Here is a 19,948-nt window from a genome sequence, read left to right as displayed (position 1 = left end):
AATGAGCAAAGCAATCTGCTTGCCCCGCAGCCGGCGGACTGGCCTTCTGCCCCATCGAAACGAAAGCAGAATGGGAGAGGACATGGCCATGTCGCGACGCGAGGCGATGATCGGTGGCGCTGCCGCAACGGCCGTGGCGGCCAGCGGCGCAGGAATTGCGGCGCTGCCGGGCCAGGCGCAATTGCTGCGCGATCATGACGCGCTGGGGCTGGCCGAACTGGTACGCAAGCGCAAGGTGAGCGCGAACGAACTGCTCGACGCCGCGATCGCAACCGCGGAGGAGACCAATCCCCGCTACAACTATCTCGCGCTCAAGCTTTACGAGCGCGGCCGCGCGACGATTGCCAAGGGCCTTCCCGACGGGCCCTTCACCGGCGTCCCCTGGCTGCTGAAGGATCTCAACACCCATATCGCCGGTGAGCTAACCGGCCAGGGCAGCCGTTTTTACAAGGACTTCCGGCCGACGGTGACGTCCGAACTGGTGCGCCGGCACGAGCGCGCGGGCCTGGTGATCTTCGGCAAGACGACCACCCCCGAATTCGGCCTGACCGCGAGCACCGAGAGCAAGGCGACCGGCCTTACCCGCAATCCATGGAACCCCGACCATATCGCCGGCGGATCGAGCGGCGGCGCGGCCGCGGCGGTGGCGGCCGGCGTGCTGCCCGCTGCGCACGCCACCGACGGCGGCGGATCGATTCGCATCCCGGCATCCTGCTGCGGCCTGTTCGGCCTGAAGCCCAGCCGCGGCCGCGTGCCGATGGGGCCGCCGCGCACCGAAGGCTGGGGCGGCATGTCCACCCACCATGCCGTGACGGTGAGCGTGCGGGACAGCGCCGCGCTGCTGGACGCCACCCACGGCGTGGAACCCGGATCGCGCTATGGCGCGCCCAGCCCGGAACGCCCCTATCTGGAAGAGGTGCGGCGCGCGCCGGGCCGCCTGCGGATTGCGCTCAACCTGACGCCGATGATGGGCACGGCCGTAGACCCTGAGGTGGCGGAAGCGGTGCGCGCGGCGGCGAAGCTGTGCGAAAGCCTGGGCCATCATGTCGAGGAAGCCGCACCCAAGCTGGACGCCGCGGCGATCGGGCGGGCGTCCTTCGCGATCATCTCCTCATCCGTCGCGGCCGACCTGCAGGCGCGCGCGGCGCTGACGGGGATCAAGCCGGGGCCGGACGTGCTCGAACTGGCGACGCTCGCTTATTTTGACATGGGCCTGAAGATGACCGGCGTGGACTATGCCCGCGCCAATAATGATCTGCAGACGGCCGCGATCGCGGTTGCCGAGTTCATGCAAGGCTATGACCTTTTGCTCTCCCCCACCGTCGCCAGCCCGCCGCCGCTGCTGGGCGTGCTCGGCATGTCGCCGGCCGACATACAGAGCTATTTCAAAGCGGTGAGCGAGTTCATCCCCTTCAGCGGCCTCCAGAACCAGACCGGCCAGCCGAGCATGTCGGTGCCGCTGGCGATGTCGAAGACGGGCCTGCCGATCGGTATCATGTTCTCCGCCCGTTATGGAGACGAGGCGACCCTGTTCCGCCTGGCGGGGCAGCTGGAACAGGCGGCGCCCTGGGCTGCGCGGAGGGCGTTTGCTCCACGCCGAGGCTAGGCCGCGTGGACAAATTCTGATGGTGAACGACCGTCGGGTTGCGGGAGGTGTCTAGCGACTTCTGAAGGACAGAAAAGTCGGGGGAAACTGCCCCCCTCGTCACCCCGGACTTGTTCCGGGGTCCACCGTTACGCACGCACTGGCATTGATGATCGAGTGCCGGCGCTGCATCTAGAATCAGGCGACGCTGCCCAGACCTGAACCGTTAGGAATTCGCCCAGCCTGGCGGTGGACCCCGGAACAAGTCCGGGGTGACGGAAAGGGGGGATGTCCGCAACGTCGTCGTGTCCCGACAGGCAGAAATTCGTCGGAAATCTTGGGTTGCAAACGCCCCCCGAATTTACCCACGCGGCCTAGTTCAGAAGTCCATCACTCCCGTCACCAGCGCCTGCGTCGCACCGCCGATCCATACAGTATCGCCCTCCCCGCGCTCGACGCGGACGCGGCCCTTGCGGCCGAGGCAGGTGCCTTGGGCGGCGACATAGGGCGCGGTCGCCCGGCCGCTCGACAAGAGCCATTGCGCGACCGAGGCGTTGAGGCTGCCCGTCACCGGATCCTCGATCAGCGCGCCAAAGGGGTCGCTGAACAAGGCCCGCAATTCCCACGCGACCGGGCTGCCCGCCGGGTGCGGGCCGACGATGCCGATGTCGAGCCGGGTGGGATGATGCCGGGTCGGATCGACGGCGATCACCGCTTCGGCCGATTCCAGCAGCACCGCGATCCAGCCGGGGCCATTGTCCACCCATTGCGCCTCGACAATCGCCGACCGTTCGACGCGGAGCACCGCGGCGATCTCCGCGACGCGCGCTTCTTCCACCGCGCCGCTACGGATCAGCGGCGGTGCGGCGAAGGCGAGGCCCGCTTCGTCCTGGCGGATCGGCACGAGCCCGGCGCCGCATTCCTGCACGATCCGGCCGGGCTGGCGCGGCACGCCACCCGACGCCAGCCAGGCATGGCAGGTGCCGAGCGTCGGATGGCCGGCAAAGGGCAGTTCGCGCTCCAGCGTGAAGATGCGCACGCGATAATCCGCTTCCTCACTGGTCGGCGGCAGCAGGAAGGTGGTTTCCGACAGGTTCATCCAGCGGGTGATCTGCTGCATCGTCGCGGTATCGAGATCGTCCGCATCGGCGACTACGGCCAGCGGGTTGCCGGAAAAGGGCCCATCGCCGAACACGTCGACGAGGTGAAAACGGTGCGGCATTCTTGCGCTCCCGACAGGATCAATCAGGCTTTGGGCAGGTCGACGGCCAACGCCGCGATCTCGTCCGGGTTCAGCACCCAGGTGCGCGTCTTGCGGCCCTCGCGCGCCACCGGGCGGGTCAGCAGGATGCGCGCATCGGCCTTCGCATGCGGCTTGAACGCCACGAAATGGCGGATGCAATCGCCGAGCTTGCCAATGAACGGCGCGGTGCCGTCGAGATCGATCAGCGTGGCGGGTTCTTCCCAATCAGTAGCCATGGTCTTTCCTTGCTTGTCGGCCCTCATGCCCCCGGCCCCGCCCATAGCCGATAACAGACCGTGGTGCGAAAGCTGCCGCACCGTAATTATTTCGCGTCCGGCTTGACCGATGCACCATATGGCGCAGCCGATGCGGCGCAATGCCGCCTTCGGGCGTTCCCTCCCCACTGGTTCAGCCAGCATGGAGAGAGACAATGAAAAGCTGGATAATCGCGGCGTCGCTGCTGATCGGCACGTCCGCTTATGCGCAGACGACCCCGCCGGAAGGGACGATGCCGCCCGAGACGCCCACCGAGAGCGCGATGCCCCCTGCCGATCAGACGATGCCACCGGCAGATGCGACTATGCCGGCACCCGCTGAGACGACGATGCCGCCGGAAAATGCGGCTCCTTCGGCAAGCAGCATGCCGCCGCCAGCCAACCCCAACGCCGCGCCGATGTCCGAAGCGGCCCCCGCCCCGCAGCCTGCGACCAAGGATTATCCGCCCTGCACGCGCAAGCTGCGCGACAATTGCATCAACCCGGGCGAACGGCCGCGGTAAGCATCCTGTGACGCGAAGTCGCCGGGCGTATCAGGCCCGGCGACTCGTTCGGCAATTGCTTGGCGCCTCAGCGTATCAGGTGCACCACTCGATCCAGTGGGACCGGTTGTCGAAGCGGATCGTGGATCCGGCGATGCAGTGGCTCAGATAAGATTGGAAAGCTGCGATCGCGGCGGCAAGCGCGCCTCCCCCGGTCATGATTACCGCTGCGATGGCGGCAACCAGGCCCGCCGCGATCGCTTCGTTCAGGCAGCGCCGAATCTGTGCCTCATCGGGCGCCTCTATGATCAAAACAAGTTCGTGGCGAAGCTTCTTCATTTTGATGTGAGGCGGAAAGCCGCTGCAGAATCCGATCGGCTGAAAACTGTCGTCATAAACGGCGATAGTTTCCTCGACGAGGGCACGGCCCCCCGCGCTGCTGAAGTCGATAGCGGGACGCGCCTCAGCGATGGCTTTCGGGTCGCTCTTGGTGACGGCATCTTCCAATGAGCCATTTTGCGCGTGAATCCTCACGCCCTTCACCCAATCGGGGCAGGGATAGGTCGCGAAAGCAGCAACGGGAAGCATTACCGTCAACACCGGTCCGACGGGCGGATCGCCGATAAGATCGAAATCCCAGATGCCGTCCGCCGGCGGATCGATATAATAAACGGGGCTGAGGCGGATATTGGACCATCCACTCGAATTCACGCTTCCCAGCGCAGAAACGAGCAGCCTTATTCCAATAATATCAACAGAAAATGCCGCAACCTTGTCTACGGTCGCCACTTTTCTGGAATTATGAAGCGTGGTTATGAGTGCGGTCATAAAGCTTCTCCGTCAATAAGGACTGGATCAAAGCTCGACGGAAAATAGCAAATCACACATTTACTGCGAATCGTTTCGACAAAAGACGAATCCGTTTTGGATTGATTTCGATCATGGCGAAAAATCGACCAGAATATTGCTGGATAACAAGGGTGGTCAGGCAGCGTCCATTTGCTATCGCCGCACCCGCCGCGTCCACCATCGCCAGAAACACAAACCCCCGCCAGCTCGGATGACCTTGGCGGGGGATGTTGGCGCGCCCGGAACGATTCGAACGTCCGACCCTCAGATTCGTAGTCTGATGCTCTATCCAGCTGAGCTACGGGCGCGTTGGAGTGGCGCTATTAGTCGGGACTTCGATGCAGCGCAACCCCGTTGCCGCGGATAATTTGCGGCCTTAAAGCCATGGCATGGATCGAACCTCCAAGTCCGCGCTGCACGCCGCGCTTCTGATGCTCGTGATGCTGCCCGGATGCGGCCAGACGGGGCAAACCTATCCTTCGCTGGCGCCACGCCCGGTGGAAAAATTGTCGATCGAGGAGCCTGCGCCCGAATCAAGCGAGCCGATACCCGCCGCCAATGCGCCCACTGACGCGCAGATCGCGACGCAGACTGCCGCGGCCGAATCCGCGCGCGGCCGCTTCACCGAAGAACTGGCCGCCGCGAAGCGTGCGGTATCTTCCGCATCGGGGAAGGCGGTCGACAGCGAGGCATGGGTCGCAGCGCAGCAGGCGCTCAGCCGGCTCGATCAGACGCGGGGTCCGGTGACGACCGCGCTCGCCAGCCTCGACGAGATGATGGTCGCGGCCGGCGGCGCGCCTTCCCCAGCCCTCGCCGATGCCTGGGCGAAGATATCCGCGCTCGACGATGAGCAGCGCACCGCGTTCAACGCGCTGACGGCGGCGCTGACTCAGCCCTGACCTTGCACCGCCTGCGCATGTTCGCGGGCGAGCCGGACATAATTGGCGACGCCGGCCTGCTGCCCCGCAAGCTGTTCGGCGGTGAGATCGCGGACATATTTGGCAGGGCGCCCCGCCCACATCTGGCCGGAGGGAATGCGCTTGCCCGGCGTCAGCATCGCGCCCGCCGCCAGCATCGCATCGCTTTCGATCTCGCAGCCGTCCATGACGATCGCGCCGAGGCCCACAAAGGCGCGATCGTGGAGGCGACAGCCATGGACGATGGCGAGGTGGCCGATCAGGCAATCCTCGCCGATCACCGTATCATATTGCTTCGTCGTGACATGGACGATGGTGCCGTCCTGGATATTGGTGCGGGCGCCGACGCTGATCGGGGCGACATCGCCGCGCAGCACGCAATTGTACCAGACGCTGGCCCCCTCCCCCAAAGTGACATCGCCAATCAGCCGCGCGCCGGGCGCGATGAAGCCAGCCCTGGCAATGTCCGGCGAAACGCCGCGGAACGGCAGGATCGTCACGCCTTCCATGCGCCGACCTCCCAATCCCTGGCCTCGATTAGGTAGAGGATGGTGGGATTGTCCTCCGGCCCGAAGCGAGGATCGTCGAAATCGAGATCGGGCCGGCGCGTCATGCCCAGCCGCTCCATCAGCCCCCAGGAGGCGGTGTTGCGCTGGCTGGTGATGGCGATCACCCGTTCGCCCTTGACCACCCCGAACGCGAAATCGAGCGAGGCCGACGCGGCCTCGCGCGCATAGCCCTGCCCCCAGCAATCCTTGTCGATCCGCCAGCCGACCTCCAGTTCACCCGGCAACGTCGCGCCTTCGGCATCGAACAGCTTGAGGCCGCACAGACCGATCGGCCGGTCATCCTCCTTCCTGAACAGGCCGAAGAAGCTGAACCCGCGGTCGGCCTGCAGCCGGATCATCTTGTCGATCTTTTCGTCGCTCAGTTCGCGCGCCATCGGCCCGCCCAGATAGGTCATTACCTCCGGATCGGCGCATTGGGCGGCCGCCCAGTCCTTGTCGGCCTCGGTCAGGGGTTTGAGAATCAACCGCGCGGTCTCGATCATGCCTGTCTCCTTGCCGCCTTCCGTATAGCCTGAGGTCCGGCCGTGAAAGCCGTCGAAAGAGTCGGCACAATTTACACTCGTGAAACCTCGACTTGGTTAACCATCACTAAATAGAGCGGATTCCGGACAGTTTGACCAATTGGCACGGCTCCTGCTTGCAAGGGCCGGCACGAGCGGCGGGGCCGATCGACACGTGGCGATCCAGCGCCGTGGGAAAAGGACGTAGAAGTTATGTTTAAGAAGCTTGCTCTCGCTCTGGCGCTCTCCGGCGCCGCAACCTCGGCCCAGGCCGCGACCTTCATCTTCACCGACGGCCAGTATGGCGTGCAGTCGGGCCAGACCCTCGTCGCCGATTTCAACGGTGCCGACGATGCGCTGGTTTCGGGCAACAACTTCAAGTTCCTGACGGGCTCCTCGGGCGAGGGCGCGCAGCCCGATCCGGGCGATGCCACCCGCTATCTGTCGATCCTCGGCGGCGGCCACGCTGATATCAGCCTTGGCCAGGCGGCTTCGTTCGGTCTCGATGTCGGCTCGCTCGACAGCTACAACACGCTGACCCTGCTGTTCGCCGATGGCACCAGCCAGGACATCAGCGGCGACGACATCTTCGGTGGCGACGCCAATGGCGATCAGCACAGCCCGAACTCGAACGGCCGCATTCTCGTGACCGCCGACGCCGGCCAGACGATCGTCGGCCTGCGCCTCTCGTCGAGCTCGAACTCGTTCGAAGTCGATAACCTGGCCGTGACGCCGGTTCCGGAACCCGCCACCTGGGCGATGATGCTCGCGGGCTTCGGCCTGGTGGGTGCGGGGCTGCGCAGCCGCCGCCGCGAGGCGACTGCGCAGATCGCCTGATCCGCGCTCAGCTGACTTCAGCGCACAAGACCGCCGGCTACCGCAAGGTGGCCGGCGGTTTTGCTTTCACGCCCAACCAAGCGCGTCGAGGACGAGACGGATGTCGCCGGCAGCAAGCGGACCGCAGCGATCGAAGGCGCGCCGGTCGAGCAATTGACGCAAGCGCGATGCAGCAGGGCCAACGTCAGCATCGATCAACGCCGCCTGTTCACTCCGGACGGTGGCGCTAACCGCGCGGGCGCGCTCCCGCCAATAATTGCGGGCATAGCCGGGATGGTCGTTCAGGCTGTCCCAATCGATACCCGCGCTCGCTGCCATGGTGCGGGCGACGCGATCGACATTGGCTTCGCAGGCTTGCTCCATGGCACACCCCACATGCGCCAGCCCCAAGCGGGCAGACCAATGGCTTAGCTTGGGGCAAGCCCTTTATCTGTGGCAAACCTCACACCTTGCGACAAAGGCAACTGCGTCTTCTGAAGCGTTGGCGACGCCATAATGGCGAAATATGCGCCTGAATCAGGTGATATCCCGGATCGGAACGGCGAGGCATGGCGGAGCGTCGTCATATTTCGCGGCGCATCATTTGCCGCAACCTCGATTTTGGCCCGTTAACCTCCATTTGCCCTCCCTTCGTCTCGGCGAATCGGCGCGCCTGCCTTATGGTTGGCACCATGGAAACGATTGGCACCCGCATCGACGAGACAGGCACGCTCATACGGTCGGGCGGCGGCTTCGCGCTTCGCCGCGACCAGGGTGGCCGCATCGGCCTCGATCTGCACCGCGTGCCGGTCGAGCATGTCGAGAAGCGGGTTCGGGTGCGCGGCGTCGTGGTTGCCGACGACCTGATCGACGTGGACGGAGTCGCTTCAGCCTGAGGCTCAGGCCGCGTCGCGCCCCGCAACGTCGAGAATGCGGCCAGCCTGGGCATGGCCGCGCAATGTCGTGCGATGGACGACGCGGATGACATCGACGGGATGTCCCATCGCACTGTGCATCATGCGGTAATTGTCCCACAGGATGACGTCGCCTTCCTGCCAGGCATGCTCATAGATGAATTGCGGCTGGATCACGGCTTCGATCAGCGCCTCGATGAGCTCGTTGCCCTGGGCCTCGTCCATCCCGACGATGCCCTGAATATTGAGCGGGCAGATGTTCATGATGGCGACCTGCGTCACCGGATGCTGCCACACGATCGGACGCGCGAGCGGCGGATAATCGGGGAAGTTCGCCTTTGAATCGCCGACGCGGGTGCCGCCCGGATTGGCGAACTTCATTCTGGCGAGATCCGAGCAGAATTCGAACCGCGCCTCGACACCTCCCAGGCGCCGCTTCAGCCCGTCGTCGAGCGCCTGATAGGCGCGCGCCGTATCCAGCCAGGCGGTGCTGCCGCCCACTTCGGCCTTGTGCACCATGTTGAGAAGCGCGCCGGCATTCGGCACCTCCTGAAAGGCGAGATCGGTGTGCCAGGGGATGCGGCCATAGGTCGGCACGCCGTCAAACGCATAAACCGGGCCGCGCAGGCCGCCCTTGTTGGTGAGCAGGATCAGCTCGGGATGGCCGGGGAGACGGAGGCTTTCGATCGGATGCGGCTCAAGCTCGCCGAAACAGCGGCTGAGTTTCAGCAGCGTTTCCGGCGATGTGCCGACGCCCCGGAACAGGACGACGCCTGCTTCCCGCCAGATTGCGAGCAACTGACGCGTCGTCGCCTCATCCACGTCCTCGTTCAGATCGAGCCCCAGCACCTCCTGGCCGATATTCGGCAACGCCTTCGTGCGGAGCATGTCCTCATCCTCTCAGCAATGTTTCGAGGGAGTATGACATGCTCGCAATCGAAAGCGCCGGTCCATTTGGATGGGGCGGAGGCGCTCCGTTCTATTTTGCTCGGCTGACGCAGACTCCGCCGTCCGGCCCCACGGCGCCCTCGCATCGACGCAACGGGATCATCGGCTCATCGAGTTCCTTCAGGCGGTTATTGCCGTCGGCCCCGCGTTCGAGATCGAAGCCGTCATAGAGACGACCGCTCGCCGTATAGGTGCGGAACCGCAGCCGGGCATCTTCGACATCGACCACCTGATAAAGCTCGGTCGCTTCGGCCACCTTGTCGGGCTGGGTGCCGGCGCGATCGTTGAGCGCGTACATCTTCGATCCCGTCACCGAGACGAGATAGACCGGCCCCTGGGCAACGCCGGCCGAGTGCGCAACACGTGCAGCATCGCGCCCCGCCTCCGCGGTCAACCGGCTGTAGCAATGGTCATGGCCTTGCAGGACGAGATCGACCTTGCGCCGTTCGAAGACCGGCTTCCACGCGGCCTTCAGCTCCGCGGTGTCATTGGGCCGCGCGCAGGTGAAGATCGGCTGGTGGAACAGCACCACATTCCAGCGCGCCGTGCTGGCCGCAAGCGTCGCATCGAGCCAGCGGGTCTGGGCATTGAGCGCGCCCAAATCGAGCGCTGCCGTGCCATCGAGGATGATGAAACGGACGCCCTGATAGTCGACGAAATAGGTTGTCGCCTTGACCGGGTCCGCGCCATTGGCAGGAAGCGCGAACTGCAGGGGCCAATAGGGCCCGAGCTTGCGGCTCTCGCTGCCGTCGGGCTTGATCAGGTCCACATATTCATGGTTGCCGGTGGCCGGGAGCTGCGGGACCATCGCATAATTGAAGCCGCCCGCCTGGGTCCATTCGCCCCATTCGTCATCATGGTCGAGATCGTCTCGCTGGGCGACGAGATCGCCGGCATGGACGACCAGCTCTATCCCGCCATTGGCGTGGAAGGCCTGGCGGATGACGCGCGACGCATAGGTGAGAATGCCGTTCTGGGTGTCGCCCAGATAGAGGAAGCGGAATGGTTTGGCCGCAGCCGCGGCGGTGCGGAATTGCAGCCACTCGCTCCAGCCCGCACTTCCCTTCACACGATAGGCATAGGCGGTGTCCGGCTGGAGGCCTGAGAAACGGACCTGATGGTAACGCGCCGGGCCGTTGGCGCTGGTGATCTCGCGGCTGGTGCCAGCGACGATCCTCGCCTTTTCCTCCAGGGTTGGGCCGTCCACCGCCACCGCGATCTGCGCCTGGGCATCGAGCTGGGCCATGTCGGTGCGAAAGGCGACCGCCATTTCCCGCGACGGATCGGCACCGGCGGTCAGCACGATGCGATCCGGCAGGGTGCGCGGCGCATAAGGCAGCCCCGGTGAGCGCGGCACCGCCGCAGCCGGCACCTCGGCAGGCGCCGGCATGGTCGATACCATGCCGGCCAGAAGGAGCGTGCCGATTACGGCAGCCACGGAAACGGCGCGTCCCATCTGCTTGTCCCGATCAGAAGTTGGCGCGGATGCCGAACTTCGCCGTGAAGCTATACTCTTCATACTGCAGCAGGCGACGGGTGTTCGGGCCGCGCTGATAGGCGACATATTTGGCGTTGTTGATGTTCACCAGCTCACCGAAGATGGTGACATTGTCCATCACGCGATACTTCGCGCTGGCATCGAGCTGGAAGTGATCGCGGACATAGCGATCCTCCTCGGCGCTGCCGCGCAGCTCATCCAGATATTTGTCGCGATAGGTGCCAGCCAGGCGGATGCTGATCGGCCCCTTTTCGTAACCGAGCACGACGTTGAAGGTATGCTTGGACGAGTTGAGCAGCGGGATGTTGCGGAACGAGCCGTCCTCGTTCGGCACCGCCCCGTCGGCATCGGTGTAGGTGTAGTTGATGTTGGTCAGCAGGCCATCGAACGGCGCCGGCAGCGAACGGAAAGCCTGCGAATAGGCGATTTCGAAGCCGGTGATGTCCGCATCGCCGCTGTTGTAGCGGATCAGGGCTTCATCATAGGTGAAGCCGTTATAGTCATAATCTTCGACCGCCTGCTCGACGATATAATCCTTCAATTTCTTGTAGAAGAAGCCGCCTTGCAGCGCGCTTGACGGCGCGAAATACCATTCGGCGCCGACATCGACGTTCCAGGCGCGATATGGCTTCAGCAGCGGGTTGCCGATGTCCACTTCGGAATCGTCGCCATCGCGTTCCGCCTGAACGCGCGGTGCGAGTTGGCCGATATTGGGGCGGACGAGGCTCTTGAAAGCACCAAGGCGGAAGACGAGTTCATCGCTTGCTTCGTAGCGGACAAGCGCACTGGGCAGCCAATCGGTGTAGTGGCGCTTGATGCGATTGGGCGAGATGACGACCGTGTCCTCGTCCAGCTCGACACCGTCGACCTCCGTGCCTTCCGTGAGCAAGGTCACGAAATTGCCCTCGAGATCATTCTCGGTCCGCTCGACGCGGACACCGCCGATCACTCGGAGCGGACCGGCTTCGTAGCGGCCCATCAGGTAACCGGAATAGACGTCTTCACCGACGCGATAATCGGCGATGTTGGATTCGATCAGGCTATCGATCTCGTTGATTTCGAAGCCATCGATATTGGCGTTGATGAAATCGCGCTCGCCGCGTTTCTTGACGACCGGATCGATCATCGCGAGGCGATAGGTCTGCTTGCCGAGCACGTCCGCAACGGTGAAATCGCCGTCAAAGCCATCGAACACGTCGAGCGTCAGATCGTAATTCTTCTGCCGCAGCCGCGCCTTGCCCCCCGCCTGAACGGTGAAGGTGCCCTGCGACAACGGAATGGCATAAGCGACGTCGCCGCGGAAATTCCACTCGCGATCGCTGGAATCGCTCAGCGTGGTCCGCTCGAACTTGTCGAATTCATATTGCGACGGATCGTAAAAATCGTCCGAGCTCGGACCCGACACCGAATATTCCGGGATCTTGTAGTCCGAATAATCGAAGTCGACGGTCAGGTCGTCGCCCTCGGCCGCCTCGAAATCGCGGCGGAAGACGATCGGGTCGATCGAACCGTTCTCGACTTCGGTGGCCTTCGACCAGGCGCCCGAATAAGTGAAGGTCCATGGGCCGGTCTCGGTAACGCCGCCAAGCTGGTAGGACTGGATCTTCTGGACCTCGAAGCGGTCCTTGAGATCGCGCTCGACGCGGATGCGGGATTCGTCGTCAGGGTCGGTCAGGTCCCCGCTGTTGACGGTCGCCCGCGTCGTGCCGTCGGCATCGACCAGATTGGCGTCGCCCAGGTCGAACACCAGCCGGCGGCGATCTTCCTGGTCGGAAAAGCGGTTGTAGATGCCCTTGGCATAGAGCTTGGTCGTCGAGCTCGGCCGCCAATCGAGCGAGAGCGAGCCTCCGGTGCGCAGGCGACGGACGTCATAGTCGCGATATTCGAGGCTTTCGGCGAGGCCTTCATCATTCCAGTCGTCGGCTTCGATATTGTCGGTCTCGAACCTGCGCTTGTAGTAGGAGACACCGCCGGCGATGCCGAAATTGTCGGTGATGCGGGTCGAGAAATCGACGCTGCCCTTGGGCGTCAGCGATTCAGCATAGTCGTTGTACGACCCTTCGACCGAGACCGCGAGCAGATCCTTGCGGCGATCAAAGGCACTGGTCGTCTTGATTTCCACCGAGGCGCCGATCGTGTCGCCGTCCATGTCCGGAGTCAGCGATTTCTTGATCTCGATCGCCTCGACCAGTTCGGAGGCGACGACGTCGAGCGCGACCGAGCGGGTGTCGGCTTCCGGCGCCGGCACGCGCACGCCGTTGATCGACGCGGCGTTGAGGTTGGGATCAAGGCCGCGGACCGCGATGAAGCGGCCTTCGCCCTGATCGTTGAGCACATTGACGCCGGGCGCGCGACGGATGGCTTCCGCGACATTCTGGTCGGGAAACTGGCCGATCGAGTCACGGGTCAGGACGCTTTCGACGCCGTCGGCGGCGCGCTGACGCGACAATGAGCTCGACAGATTGGCCTGCTGGCCCATGACGAGGATAAGGCTGTCCGCGTCGCCGAGCAGGATTGCCTTGTTGAGCAAGCCGGTATCGGCAACCGTCACGCTCTCGCTGAAATCCTCCACGCCGCTATAGTGCGCGCGCAGCGTGTAGGTGCCCGGCGGCACGTCCGCGAAGCGATAGCTGCCGTCGCGCTTGGCTTCGACCTTACGGCCGAGTTCGACGATCGAGACTTCCGCGCCTTCCAGCGCACGGGTGCTCGATCCGTCAAGCACGACACCGGTAACATCGGCAGCTAGAGCAGCGGTGGACGAAGCCGCCAGCAAGGCAGCAATGATGAAGCGCGCGCGGCGGCAGGAAGTGACGGCCACTGATTTCCCCCTTGGATGATTTCGGGGGGCGCAGTCGCAGAACTCCTTTGCGGTTCGGCGTCACTCGTATGACAGATTCATGGATCCATTTGGGAGAAGATCGAATTTTCGTTGCGTTAGGAGGTGGATTGGTCTGCTGGCGTCAGCTTCCGCTTCAGCAAGATCTGATATGGCACCATCGCCACCAGAGCGACGATCAGGAACAACAGCACCGCGCCGCTCAGTCTTTGGTCGCCATGATTGGCGCCGACCAAGGCAAGCGCGATGCCGGGGTGGCGCGTCGCCGCCGCGAAGGCGAGTGTGGCGCGATCGCCGACGGCAGGACCACCCAATAGGTGACCGCCAGCCAACATCAGGGTGACGATCAGCGCCATCGCAACGATAGTGCCGTCACCGATGAGGCCAATGAGCGCTGGCCAAACCTTTGCGATGATCGGCACGAAGGCGAGCACGACAAGGCCCATTCCGATCTTCGCCACGATCGGTGCCGCCCGTTCGGCAAAGCGCGGCGCAAGCCACCGGCCGAGCAAGAGCCCTATGGCCAGCGGGCAGACCACGCCCAGAAAGATGTTGCTGGCGACGATGGCGGACGGAAAGCTCGCATGGACGCCATAATAAAGATTCAGCAGCACACCCCAGATCGGCACGGTAAACACCGCCAGCAGCGCCATCGCCGTATAGAGCCCATAGGCATATTCCGTGCGCCCGCCGAATTTCAGCATCTTGCCGGGCACGAGCGGCGGCACGGGTGAAATCGCCATCAGCATGATCGCCGCCTTGCTGGCGTGCGAGACGGGAAAGATCGCGATCACCGCCGCCGCCGCGAGCACCGGGATCAGGCTGACCGCAATCAGCCCGCGCGCCAACTGCGCTGGTCGACGCAGAACGTAAAGGAGATCGCCCCGGGAGGACGCCATTCCCACCGCCACCACCAATAGGGCCAGGCTGACGGTGAGCAGGATCGGAATGAGCTGCTTCAGCAATTCCACGGCATGGCATCTCCAATATGCCATGAGAGAATGCAGCGGCCGGGCCGGTGTGTAGATCGGGCAAATCCCGCATTGGCAATGATGAAACTACCGACATGGATCTCTCCGTAGTTTCACGGAGTTGCCAGCGATCTACAGCGCCCGAAGTTCAGGCCAATGATAGCCCGGCTTGTCCGATCGTTTCGGACAAGTTACTCCTTTTACCTTGCTGTCATGCAGTTGACGGTCGAATATAGGGCGACGGCAAAAAATTCAGGCCGACAATGCGGCCACCAAGCTGCAACAATTGAGGAGGATCACCATCAGAAAAGCGGCCGGCACTAGATAAAATATCATGCAGGGGGCTTATGAGTAGAGTGTTGCGTAAGATATTGATTGCCGATGACCATGGCGCCATGCGCCGCGGCCTGCGCGATCTGCTGGCGGAAAACCCGCACGGCCGGATCGTGGCCGAAGCAGCCGACGGGCATCAGGCACTGGAGATGGCGCGGGAAGCCAGGCCCGACATCGCGATCATCGATTATTCGCTGCCTTCGCTGAACGGGCTGGACCTGACGCGAGCCTTGAAGCGCGAACTGCCCGATATCGAAGTGCTGATCTACACGATGCATGATCGCGAAGAAGTATTGGCCGATGTGTTGCGCGCAGGCGCCCGCGGCTATGTGCTGAAATCCGATTCCGAACTGCATCTGCAGGCCGCCGTCGAGGCCATGGCAGAGCGCCGCCCTTATTTTTCCGGAATGGTATCGGAAGCGCTGCTCAAGCATTTCCTCGACAACAGCCTGCCGCACGCGGATCTCAATGCGCTGACGACGCGCGAGCGCGAAGTCGTCCAGCTCATCGCCGAGGGGCAGATCAACAAACGGATCGCCCATATCCTCGACATCAGTGTGAAGACGGTGGAAACTCACCGCGCGGCCGCCATGCACAAGTTGCGGCTGAAAACGACCGCCGAGCTGGTGCGCTACGCGCTGCGCAACAATATTATCGAGGCCTGACCGCGCCGTCGCGGCCAGGCCAGGCGATCTTCAGACGTCCTGTTTCCGCCGCCGCGGTACGCGCACCGAAACGAGCGTGCCGATCGGCAGCCGGCGGATCTCGAAATGGCCTGCCAGCGCCTCGATCCTGCCGCGCATGCCCGGCAGACCGACGCCGAGCGCACTTTCCGCCGCACCGGAACAGAGCGCGGGCACAATGCCGATCCCGTCATCCTGGATTTCCAGGATCAAATAGCCAGGCTGCTTGCGCAGCCGCACGAAGGCGTGTTTCGCCCGCGCATGCTTGACGATGTTGGCGAGCGCCTCCTGCGTCACGCGATACAGCGCCTGTTCGATGTCACGGAATCGCCGCCCGCATGAGGTATCAGCGATGAACTCGACGTGGAGGCCGGTGCGCCGGGCAAATCCCGCCACGAAAGTGCGCAACGCTTCCACAATGCCGCCACTACCCAGTTCGGGCGGGTGCAGTACGTAGCTTAGCGTCCGCAATTGTTCCTGCACCGCACCCAGCGCGGTTTCGATACCTGAATAGGCCCGCTCGGCTTCCGGGCCGTCTTCGTCGTGCCGCAAGCTCGGCAGGCTGAGTTGCATCACCGCAAGCTGCTGAGCGGTTTCGTCATGCAGTTCGCGGGCGATGCGCTTGCGCTCTTCCGCCTCAGCGCTCAGGAGCATCTGGCAGTAGCGCCGGCGATCGATTTCGCGCAGCCGGCGATCGGTGACATCGATGTGCGACAGAATGACCAGATTGTGGGCGCAGCGCAGCGCCTTCAGCACATAATGACGCGGCTCGCCATTCACGGTCAACGAGTAATCATGGTCAAACCGCACGACGCTACCGGTCTGAAGGCGCGCCAGGCCCAGCCGTATCGCCCTTGCATCACGGCTCGTCCGTTCAAACTGTCGACACAGCTCCAGGTAGCTGCGCCCCAGGAACGCGCCATCTGGATCATCGTCGCCCGTGGCGGCCAAGGTGCGCCAAGCGGTGTTGACCGCGACGATCTGCATATCCTCGCCAAGAATGGCGACCTGTTCGGGAAGAAGATCAATCAAGCCCTGAAGGAAGCTCGCCTGATCGGGCGACCCTTCAGTTGGCCAGATCTTCAGCTCGGGCGGAGCGCTACGCCGACGGCGACGTTCGAAGCCGGCGCGGGAAATATTGTCATTGGAAACTGGCGGCTTGGAATAAGCAACATCAGACATGGCCGTCCCCACGGTTGGAGTCTGAAACCCACGTACCTAATCGCCAGAAAGATGAGTCCCCCGACTCTCCGCTTATCCTCGCCGACTAAAATCCACCCTGAAACCCTGCCCCCAGAGATTCAGCGCAATACAGCCGCATATGGCGGACTGCTGATATTGCCTAGGCATTCTGCCCTAGGTCTTTACGCTGATACAACCAGAATTTTCCCCTAGGGGTAAATAGTGGGTTCCGATTGCGACGCGAGTCTTCACCTAGGGAAGATACTATAGGTGGCTCTGGACAGCGAGGCAGCAATACCCCACCAAGAGGAATGACCAAAAATAACATAGAGCAAACAACCCGATGGTTCGACTTTCGAGAGGTCGATTCCGCATTCGTCGACGAGGCGCCGACGCGCTACGTCACCGTCTCGCACATCAATGCACCGGCGCAGGCGGTGTGGGATGCCTTCTGCGATCCGGCGAGCTGGCCGCACTGGTTTCCGCATGTCGAGCGAGTCGTGCACGAAGGCGCGCTGGGCCTCGGCATGATCCGCAAATCCTGGGTCGCGGGCTGCGCCCATGTCGAAACCATGGTGATCTGGGATGAGCCCCACGCCTGGGGCTATATCGTCAACCGGGCGACCGAGCAGCTGGCGGCAGCGCAACTCGAACTGACGACCTTCGATCCGACAGACGATGGCGGCACGCGCGTCACCTGGACGCTCGCCTGCGAACCGCTGGACGGGATGAACTTCCTTGCGGCCAATCAGGACTTTCCGAGTTTCCTGAAGGAAATGCTGGATACCGCCATGGCACGGCTCCACGCCTATCTGGCAGGCGCAGACGCCTGAAAAAGCGGGCACATCGGCGGCCAGCTATGATAGCTTCGCCTGAACAGCGGGCAAATGCAGGGGAATAAGGATGCGGCCACATCTTGTCTTCGGCGCACTGATGATCGCGACTTTGGGCGCGCCTCTCACTCCTCCTGCCGCCGCGCAGATCTTCACGCGCCACATGTTCCGCGACCTGGACAAGGCCGACGTCGATACGCTCCGTCCACTGGTCCAGCAGGCGCTGAACGAAGATCCGGTCGGCCATGTCCGGCGGTGGGATTCGCCCAGCGGCAAGCGCGGCGCCCTTCAACTGATCGAGGGCGGTGTGAAGGCGGGTGCGACCACCGGCACGGTCAAGATCGTGCTGGTGCGATCCGACAGCACCACCAAGGCGCTCGTCTTCCGCTATCAGCAAGACGCCAAGGGCCAGTGGCGCACGGTGGGGTGATCAGTCCGCTCCATCAGGCGGGGCGCTGGAGAGCGCCGGTATTGCGCTGCGCCGCATGCTTGCCGGCGAGGTAGCCGAAGACCATGCCGGGACCAAGGGTGCCGCCGCCGCCCCCATAGGTCATCCCCATCATCGATCCCATCGCGTTGCCCGCGGCATAGAGCCCTTCGATCGGCTTCAAATCCACGTCCAACACCCGCCCCTGCGTGTCCGTCTTCGCCCCGCCCTTGGTGCCGAGCGCGCCCGATTTCACTTCCACGGCGTAATAGGGCCCGCCCTCAATCTTGCCGAGCGTCGCTTCCTTCTGGCCCTTGTGGTTGGGATCGCCCCAATAAAGATCATAATAGGAGTCGCCGCGGCCGAAATCCTCGTCGCTGCCTTTCTCCACCATCCCATTCCAGCGCGCGACCGTCGCCTCCAGCGCATCGCCGGGGATGCCAAGCTTCGCAGCCAGTTCCGTGAGCGTCGCGCCCCGTGCGATCCAGTCCGCCGGTTCCTTCGCACGCTGGCCGTCGCTCAGATCCAGCAACTGCGCGTCGAGGAAGCCCCATTTGTCATAAAAGGCCTGGTTGAAGATGCACCAGGCCGGCAGATTGGCGTAGGAGCAGCTATTGAGATCCTGCTCGTGGAACGCCGCGCCGAAGGCGTTGTAGTTCGCCGCCTCGTTGGTGAAGCGCTTGCCCTTCTTGTTGACCATGATTGTGCCGGGCAGCGTCCGCTCGCCAGTGAAGAGGATGCGGCCCATGGGATTGAGCGGGCCTTCCACCACCGGCATCCACCACGCCTCGCGCATCGAGCTCAGCATCGCGCCGGCCTTCATCGCCATGCGCAGGCCGTCGCCTGTATTGGTGCGGATCGAAACCGGACTGGTCAGCGGCCCGCGCAGGAAAGCGGCCTTGAACGCCTCATTATGCTCGAAGCCACCGGTCGCCAGCACCACGTTGGCCGCTCGGATCACGATGCCGTCGGTCAGCTCGACGCCGGTGACGACATCGTCCTCGATCAACAGTTCCTTGCCACCAACGCCCAACAGGAACGCGACGCCGCGATCGAGGCAACCGCGAAGCAGCCGCCCGACCAGCGCATGGCCCAGCCCGCGTTCGTCATTGTCGGCGCGGCGCTTCGCTTCCTCGGGCGGCAGCGGATCGGGAATCGCCTGCGCCAGCGAGGTTTCGCCGATCGTGAAATGAACGTGCGGCCAGTAATAAGGCGAGACTTCCACCCTGTCGCGCCATTCGCCAAGCTCGCCATAGGGATAGACCTCGCACTCCAGCGTCCGGCCGCCACGGCTGGCGGCGCCGGGCTGCTCCGGATGATAATCGGGGAAATGCGGCACCGCCATGAAGCGGACGGGCGTGTTCGCCTCAAGAAAGGAGACCATCTCGATCCCGCCATCGACATAGGCTTCCGCCATTTGCGGCTCGATCAAGCCATTCGACATCGACGCGAGATAGGTGAGCGCCTTTTCGCGGCTGTCTTCCTTGCCGAACGCCTTCTGGTGCGGGTTGCATGGAATCCAGATCTGTCCGCCCGACCAGGCGGAGGTGCCGCCGACTTTCTCGCCCTTCTCGACAACGAGAACCTTCGCGCCATGCTCCGCGGCGGTGAGTGCCGCCGTCATCCCCGCCGCGCCCGATCCCAGGACGACAAGGTCATAAGCTGCTTTCGGCATATCTCTACGCTCCCACCGCCTTTGCGGCGCTTTCGCTGCGGCACCGTTCACGCAGGAGATGCGGTGCTCGACGCTGTTGTCGCAGGGGATGCGAACATTGCTAGCTGGCGAGATTGCTAGCGGATCGGTCCCTGGCCTTGCAGGGGCCGAGGTTTCCTCCCTCAAGGCCGCGGCTGGACCACCGCATCGGCGCGCTTTTCGGGGCGGATGTAGATGGAGGTGAGTTCGGGGATGGCGGCCTTCATCCGTGCTTCGAGCTGTTCGATCAGCGCCTCGCCCTCTCCCATGGTCAGCGCGTCCGCGAAATCGGCGCTGATCGCGACGAAGACCGCGTCGGGCGCCGTGTGGATGGTACGGACATGATTGACCGCGGTGACGCAGCTTTCCTTGTCGAGCAGATCCCATACCGTCC

General features: G+C 63.6%; 21 protein-coding genes, 1 tRNA gene and 1 pseudogene. 8 read left to right on the top strand and 15 right to left on the bottom strand.

Annotated features, from left to right (window positions below; all coding sequences use genetic code 11):
- The first annotated feature begins 82 nt into the window (after nucleotides 1-82).
- The gene (locus ACFB49_RS23775; RefSeq protein ID WP_380874335.1) at nucleotides 83-1,606 is read left to right on the top strand and encodes an amidase; all 1,524 of its coding nucleotides are present in this window, start codon (nucleotides 83-85) and stop codon (nucleotides 1,604-1,606) included.
- A 358-nt stretch (nucleotides 1,607-1,964) separates the two neighbouring features.
- Here ACFB49_RS23775 and ACFB49_RS23770 read toward each other — a convergent pair whose 3' ends face one another.
- Nucleotides 1,965-2,807: a PhzF family phenazine biosynthesis protein gene (locus ACFB49_RS23770; protein ID WP_380874333.1), complete on the bottom strand. Its 843-nt coding sequence runs from the start codon at nucleotides 2,805-2,807 to the stop codon at nucleotides 1,965-1,967.
- A gap of 23 nt (nucleotides 2,808-2,830) precedes the next feature.
- Nucleotides 2,831-3,064: a hypothetical protein gene (locus ACFB49_RS23765; protein WP_380874332.1), complete on the bottom strand. Its 234-nt coding sequence runs from the start codon at nucleotides 3,062-3,064 to the stop codon at nucleotides 2,831-2,833.
- A gap of 194 nt (nucleotides 3,065-3,258) precedes the next feature.
- On the opposite strand from ACFB49_RS23765, the gene ACFB49_RS23760 reads away from it, so the two are divergent.
- Entirely contained in the window at nucleotides 3,259-3,606 is a 348-nt protein-coding gene (locus ACFB49_RS23760) for a hypothetical protein (RefSeq protein WP_380874330.1), read from the top strand.
- Between the two features lie 75 nt (nucleotides 3,607-3,681).
- Here ACFB49_RS23760 and ACFB49_RS23755 read toward each other — a convergent pair whose 3' ends face one another.
- The 3 genes from ACFB49_RS23755 to ACFB49_RS23745 form a co-directional block, all read right to left on the bottom strand.
- The gene (locus ACFB49_RS23755) at nucleotides 3,682-4,413 is read right to left on the bottom strand and encodes a hypothetical protein (RefSeq protein ID WP_380874328.1); all 732 of its coding nucleotides are present in this window, start codon (nucleotides 4,411-4,413) and stop codon (nucleotides 3,682-3,684) included.
- Between the two features lie 52 nt (nucleotides 4,414-4,465).
- The gene (locus ACFB49_RS23750) at nucleotides 4,466-4,627 is read right to left on the bottom strand and encodes a hypothetical protein (protein ID WP_380874326.1); all 162 of its coding nucleotides are present in this window, start codon (nucleotides 4,625-4,627) and stop codon (nucleotides 4,466-4,468) included.
- Between the two features lie 38 nt (nucleotides 4,628-4,665).
- A tRNA-Arg gene (locus tag ACFB49_RS23745) sits at nucleotides 4,666-4,742 on the bottom strand.
- Nucleotides 4,743-4,823: 81 nt separating this feature from the next.
- On the opposite strand from ACFB49_RS23745, the gene ACFB49_RS23740 reads away from it, so the two are divergent.
- Nucleotides 4,824-5,333: a hypothetical protein gene (locus ACFB49_RS23740; RefSeq protein ID WP_380874324.1), complete on the top strand. Its 510-nt coding sequence runs from the start codon at nucleotides 4,824-4,826 to the stop codon at nucleotides 5,331-5,333.
- Here ACFB49_RS23740 and ACFB49_RS23735 read toward each other — a convergent pair.
- Together ACFB49_RS23735 and ACFB49_RS23730 are read right to left on the bottom strand one after the other, a co-directional pair.
- The gene (locus ACFB49_RS23735) at nucleotides 5,324-5,860 is read right to left on the bottom strand and encodes a gamma carbonic anhydrase family protein (RefSeq protein WP_380874322.1); all 537 of its coding nucleotides are present in this window, start codon (nucleotides 5,858-5,860) and stop codon (nucleotides 5,324-5,326) included. The genes ACFB49_RS23740 and ACFB49_RS23735 overlap by 10 nt on opposite strands.
- Complete coding sequence (locus ACFB49_RS23730; protein WP_380874320.1) at nucleotides 5,848-6,402, bottom strand: GNAT family N-acetyltransferase; 555 nt, start codon at nucleotides 6,400-6,402, stop codon at nucleotides 5,848-5,850. The genes ACFB49_RS23735 and ACFB49_RS23730 overlap by 13 nt, the downstream gene beginning before the upstream one ends.
- A gap of 231 nt (nucleotides 6,403-6,633) precedes the next feature.
- Here ACFB49_RS23730 and ACFB49_RS23725 point away from each other — a divergent pair, with 231 nt between their 5' ends.
- The gene (locus ACFB49_RS23725) at nucleotides 6,634-7,257 is read left to right on the top strand and encodes a PEPxxWA-CTERM sorting domain-containing protein (RefSeq protein ID WP_380874318.1); all 624 of its coding nucleotides are present in this window, start codon (nucleotides 6,634-6,636) and stop codon (nucleotides 7,255-7,257) included.
- A 66-nt stretch (nucleotides 7,258-7,323) separates the two neighbouring features.
- Here the strand turns inward: ACFB49_RS23725 and ACFB49_RS23720 are convergent, their stop codons facing one another.
- Nucleotides 7,324-7,620, bottom strand: a complete 297-nt coding sequence (locus tag ACFB49_RS23720) for a hypothetical protein (RefSeq protein WP_380874317.1) — start codon at nucleotides 7,618-7,620, stop codon at nucleotides 7,324-7,326.
- Nucleotides 7,621-7,928: 308 nt separating this feature from the next.
- Here ACFB49_RS23720 and ACFB49_RS23715 point away from each other — a divergent pair, with 308 nt between their 5' ends.
- Nucleotides 7,929-8,132, top strand: coding sequence for a DUF5818 domain-containing protein (locus tag ACFB49_RS23715; RefSeq protein WP_380874315.1), 204 nt, complete (start codon nucleotides 7,929-7,931; stop codon nucleotides 8,130-8,132).
- 3 nt (nucleotides 8,133-8,135) lie between these two features.
- On the opposite strand, the gene ACFB49_RS23710 is transcribed toward ACFB49_RS23715, so the two are convergent.
- From ACFB49_RS23710 to ACFB49_RS23695, 4 genes are all read right to left on the bottom strand, one after another.
- A complete protein-coding gene (locus ACFB49_RS23710) occupies nucleotides 8,136-9,038 on the bottom strand; it encodes a TauD/TfdA dioxygenase family protein (protein ID WP_380874314.1) in 903 nt (300 codons plus the stop codon).
- A 91-nt stretch (nucleotides 9,039-9,129) separates the two neighbouring features.
- On the bottom strand, nucleotides 9,130-10,500 hold the full coding sequence (locus ACFB49_RS23705) for a fibronectin type III domain-containing protein (RefSeq protein ID WP_380880094.1): 1,371 nt from the start codon (nucleotides 10,498-10,500) through the stop codon (nucleotides 9,130-9,132).
- 67 nt (nucleotides 10,501-10,567) lie between these two features.
- Nucleotides 10,568-13,414, bottom strand: a complete 2,847-nt coding sequence (locus ACFB49_RS23700; protein WP_380874312.1) for a TonB-dependent receptor — start codon at nucleotides 13,412-13,414, stop codon at nucleotides 10,568-10,570.
- Between the two features lie 116 nt (nucleotides 13,415-13,530).
- Complete coding sequence (locus tag ACFB49_RS23695) at nucleotides 13,531-14,403, bottom strand: bile acid:sodium symporter family protein (protein ID WP_380874310.1); 873 nt, start codon at nucleotides 14,401-14,403, stop codon at nucleotides 13,531-13,533.
- A gap of 347 nt (nucleotides 14,404-14,750) precedes the next feature.
- On the opposite strand from ACFB49_RS23695, the gene ACFB49_RS23690 reads away from it, so the two are divergent.
- The gene (locus ACFB49_RS23690; protein WP_380874308.1) at nucleotides 14,751-15,401 is read left to right on the top strand and encodes a response regulator; all 651 of its coding nucleotides are present in this window, start codon (nucleotides 14,751-14,753) and stop codon (nucleotides 15,399-15,401) included.
- A gap of 30 nt (nucleotides 15,402-15,431) precedes the next feature.
- On the opposite strand, the gene ACFB49_RS23685 is transcribed toward ACFB49_RS23690, so the two are convergent.
- On the bottom strand, nucleotides 15,432-16,601 hold the full coding sequence (locus ACFB49_RS23685) for a sensor histidine kinase (protein WP_380874307.1): 1,170 nt from the start codon (nucleotides 16,599-16,601) through the stop codon (nucleotides 15,432-15,434).
- Between the two features lie 311 nt (nucleotides 16,602-16,912).
- Here ACFB49_RS23685 and ACFB49_RS23680 point away from each other — a divergent pair, with 311 nt between their 5' ends.
- Entirely contained in the window at nucleotides 16,913-17,434 is a 522-nt protein-coding gene (locus ACFB49_RS23680; RefSeq protein WP_380874306.1) for an SRPBCC family protein, read from the top strand.
- Between the two features lie 70 nt (nucleotides 17,435-17,504).
- Nucleotides 17,505-17,864 carry a hypothetical protein gene (locus ACFB49_RS23675; RefSeq protein ID WP_380874305.1) on the top strand — a complete coding sequence of 120 codons (360 nt, stop codon included), beginning with the start codon at nucleotides 17,505-17,507 and terminating at the stop codon, nucleotides 17,862-17,864.
- A gap of 13 nt (nucleotides 17,865-17,877) precedes the next feature.
- Here ACFB49_RS23675 and ACFB49_RS23670 read toward each other — a convergent pair whose 3' ends face one another.
- Both ACFB49_RS23670 and ACFB49_RS23665 read right to left on the bottom strand, forming a co-directional pair.
- Nucleotides 17,878-19,536 (bottom strand): FAD-dependent oxidoreductase, encoded by a 1,659-nt coding sequence (locus ACFB49_RS23670; protein ID WP_380874304.1) that lies wholly within the window; start codon nucleotides 19,534-19,536, stop codon nucleotides 17,878-17,880.
- A 161-nt stretch (nucleotides 19,537-19,697) separates the two neighbouring features.
- Nucleotides 19,698-19,913 (bottom strand): annotated as a pseudogene (locus ACFB49_RS23665) (cation transporter); the annotation flags it as partial.
- Nucleotides 19,914-19,948: the final 35 nt, after the last annotated feature.

The sequence above is a fragment of the Sphingomonas sp. DBB INV C78 genome (genome assembly GCF_042693015.1).
In the GTDB taxonomy this organism is placed as follows: Bacteria; Pseudomonadota; Alphaproteobacteria; order Sphingomonadales; family Sphingomonadaceae; genus Sphingomonas_E.
Note: the sequence above shows the minus strand (reverse complement) of the source record. Positions and strands in the feature narration are given on the sequence as shown.

What these genes read in the sequence shown, in the direction of transcription:
- ACFB49_RS23705 (WP_380880094.1), bottom strand. Translation starts at nt 10,500, where the DNA reads ATGGTATCGACCATGCCGGCGCCTGCCGAGGTGCCGGCTGCGGCGGTG.
- ACFB49_RS23755 (WP_380874328.1), bottom strand. Translation starts at nt 4,413, where the DNA reads ATGACCGCACTCATAACCACGCTTCATAATTCCAGAAAAGTGGCGACC.
- ACFB49_RS23715 (WP_380874315.1), top strand. Translation starts at nt 7,929, where the DNA reads ATGGAAACGATTGGCACCCGCATCGACGAGACAGGCACGCTCATACGG.
- ACFB49_RS23740 (WP_380874324.1), top strand. Translation starts at nt 4,824, where the DNA reads ATGGATCGAACCTCCAAGTCCGCGCTGCACGCCGCGCTTCTGATGCTC.
- ACFB49_RS23680 (WP_380874306.1), top strand. Translation starts at nt 16,913, where the DNA reads ATGACCAAAAATAACATAGAGCAAACAACCCGATGGTTCGACTTTCGA.
- ACFB49_RS23775 (WP_380874335.1), top strand. Translation starts at nt 83, where the DNA reads ATGGCCATGTCGCGACGCGAGGCGATGATCGGTGGCGCTGCCGCAACG.
- ACFB49_RS23760 (WP_380874330.1), top strand. Translation starts at nt 3,259, where the DNA reads ATGAAAAGCTGGATAATCGCGGCGTCGCTGCTGATCGGCACGTCCGCT.
- ACFB49_RS23670 (WP_380874304.1), bottom strand. Translation starts at nt 19,536, where the DNA reads ATGCCGAAAGCAGCTTATGACCTTGTCGTCCTGGGATCGGGCGCGGCG.
- ACFB49_RS23770 (WP_380874333.1), bottom strand. Translation starts at nt 2,807, where the DNA reads ATGCCGCACCGTTTTCACCTCGTCGACGTGTTCGGCGATGGGCCCTTT.
- ACFB49_RS23765 (WP_380874332.1), bottom strand. Translation starts at nt 3,064, where the DNA reads ATGGCTACTGATTGGGAAGAACCCGCCACGCTGATCGATCTCGACGGC.
- ACFB49_RS23725 (WP_380874318.1), top strand. Translation starts at nt 6,634, where the DNA reads ATGTTTAAGAAGCTTGCTCTCGCTCTGGCGCTCTCCGGCGCCGCAACC.
- ACFB49_RS23720 (WP_380874317.1), bottom strand. Translation starts at nt 7,620, where the DNA reads ATGGAGCAAGCCTGCGAAGCCAATGTCGATCGCGTCGCCCGCACCATG.
- ACFB49_RS23730 (WP_380874320.1), bottom strand. Translation starts at nt 6,402, where the DNA reads ATGATCGAGACCGCGCGGTTGATTCTCAAACCCCTGACCGAGGCCGAC.
- ACFB49_RS23710 (WP_380874314.1), bottom strand. Translation starts at nt 9,038, where the DNA reads ATGCTCCGCACGAAGGCGTTGCCGAATATCGGCCAGGAGGTGCTGGGG.
- ACFB49_RS23690 (WP_380874308.1), top strand. Translation starts at nt 14,751, where the DNA reads ATGAGTAGAGTGTTGCGTAAGATATTGATTGCCGATGACCATGGCGCC.
- ACFB49_RS23685 (WP_380874307.1), bottom strand. Translation starts at nt 16,601, where the DNA reads ATGTCTGATGTTGCTTATTCCAAGCCGCCAGTTTCCAATGACAATATT.
- ACFB49_RS23675 (WP_380874305.1), top strand. Translation starts at nt 17,505, where the DNA reads ATGCGGCCACATCTTGTCTTCGGCGCACTGATGATCGCGACTTTGGGC.
- ACFB49_RS23735 (WP_380874322.1), bottom strand. Translation starts at nt 5,860, where the DNA reads ATGGAAGGCGTGACGATCCTGCCGTTCCGCGGCGTTTCGCCGGACATT.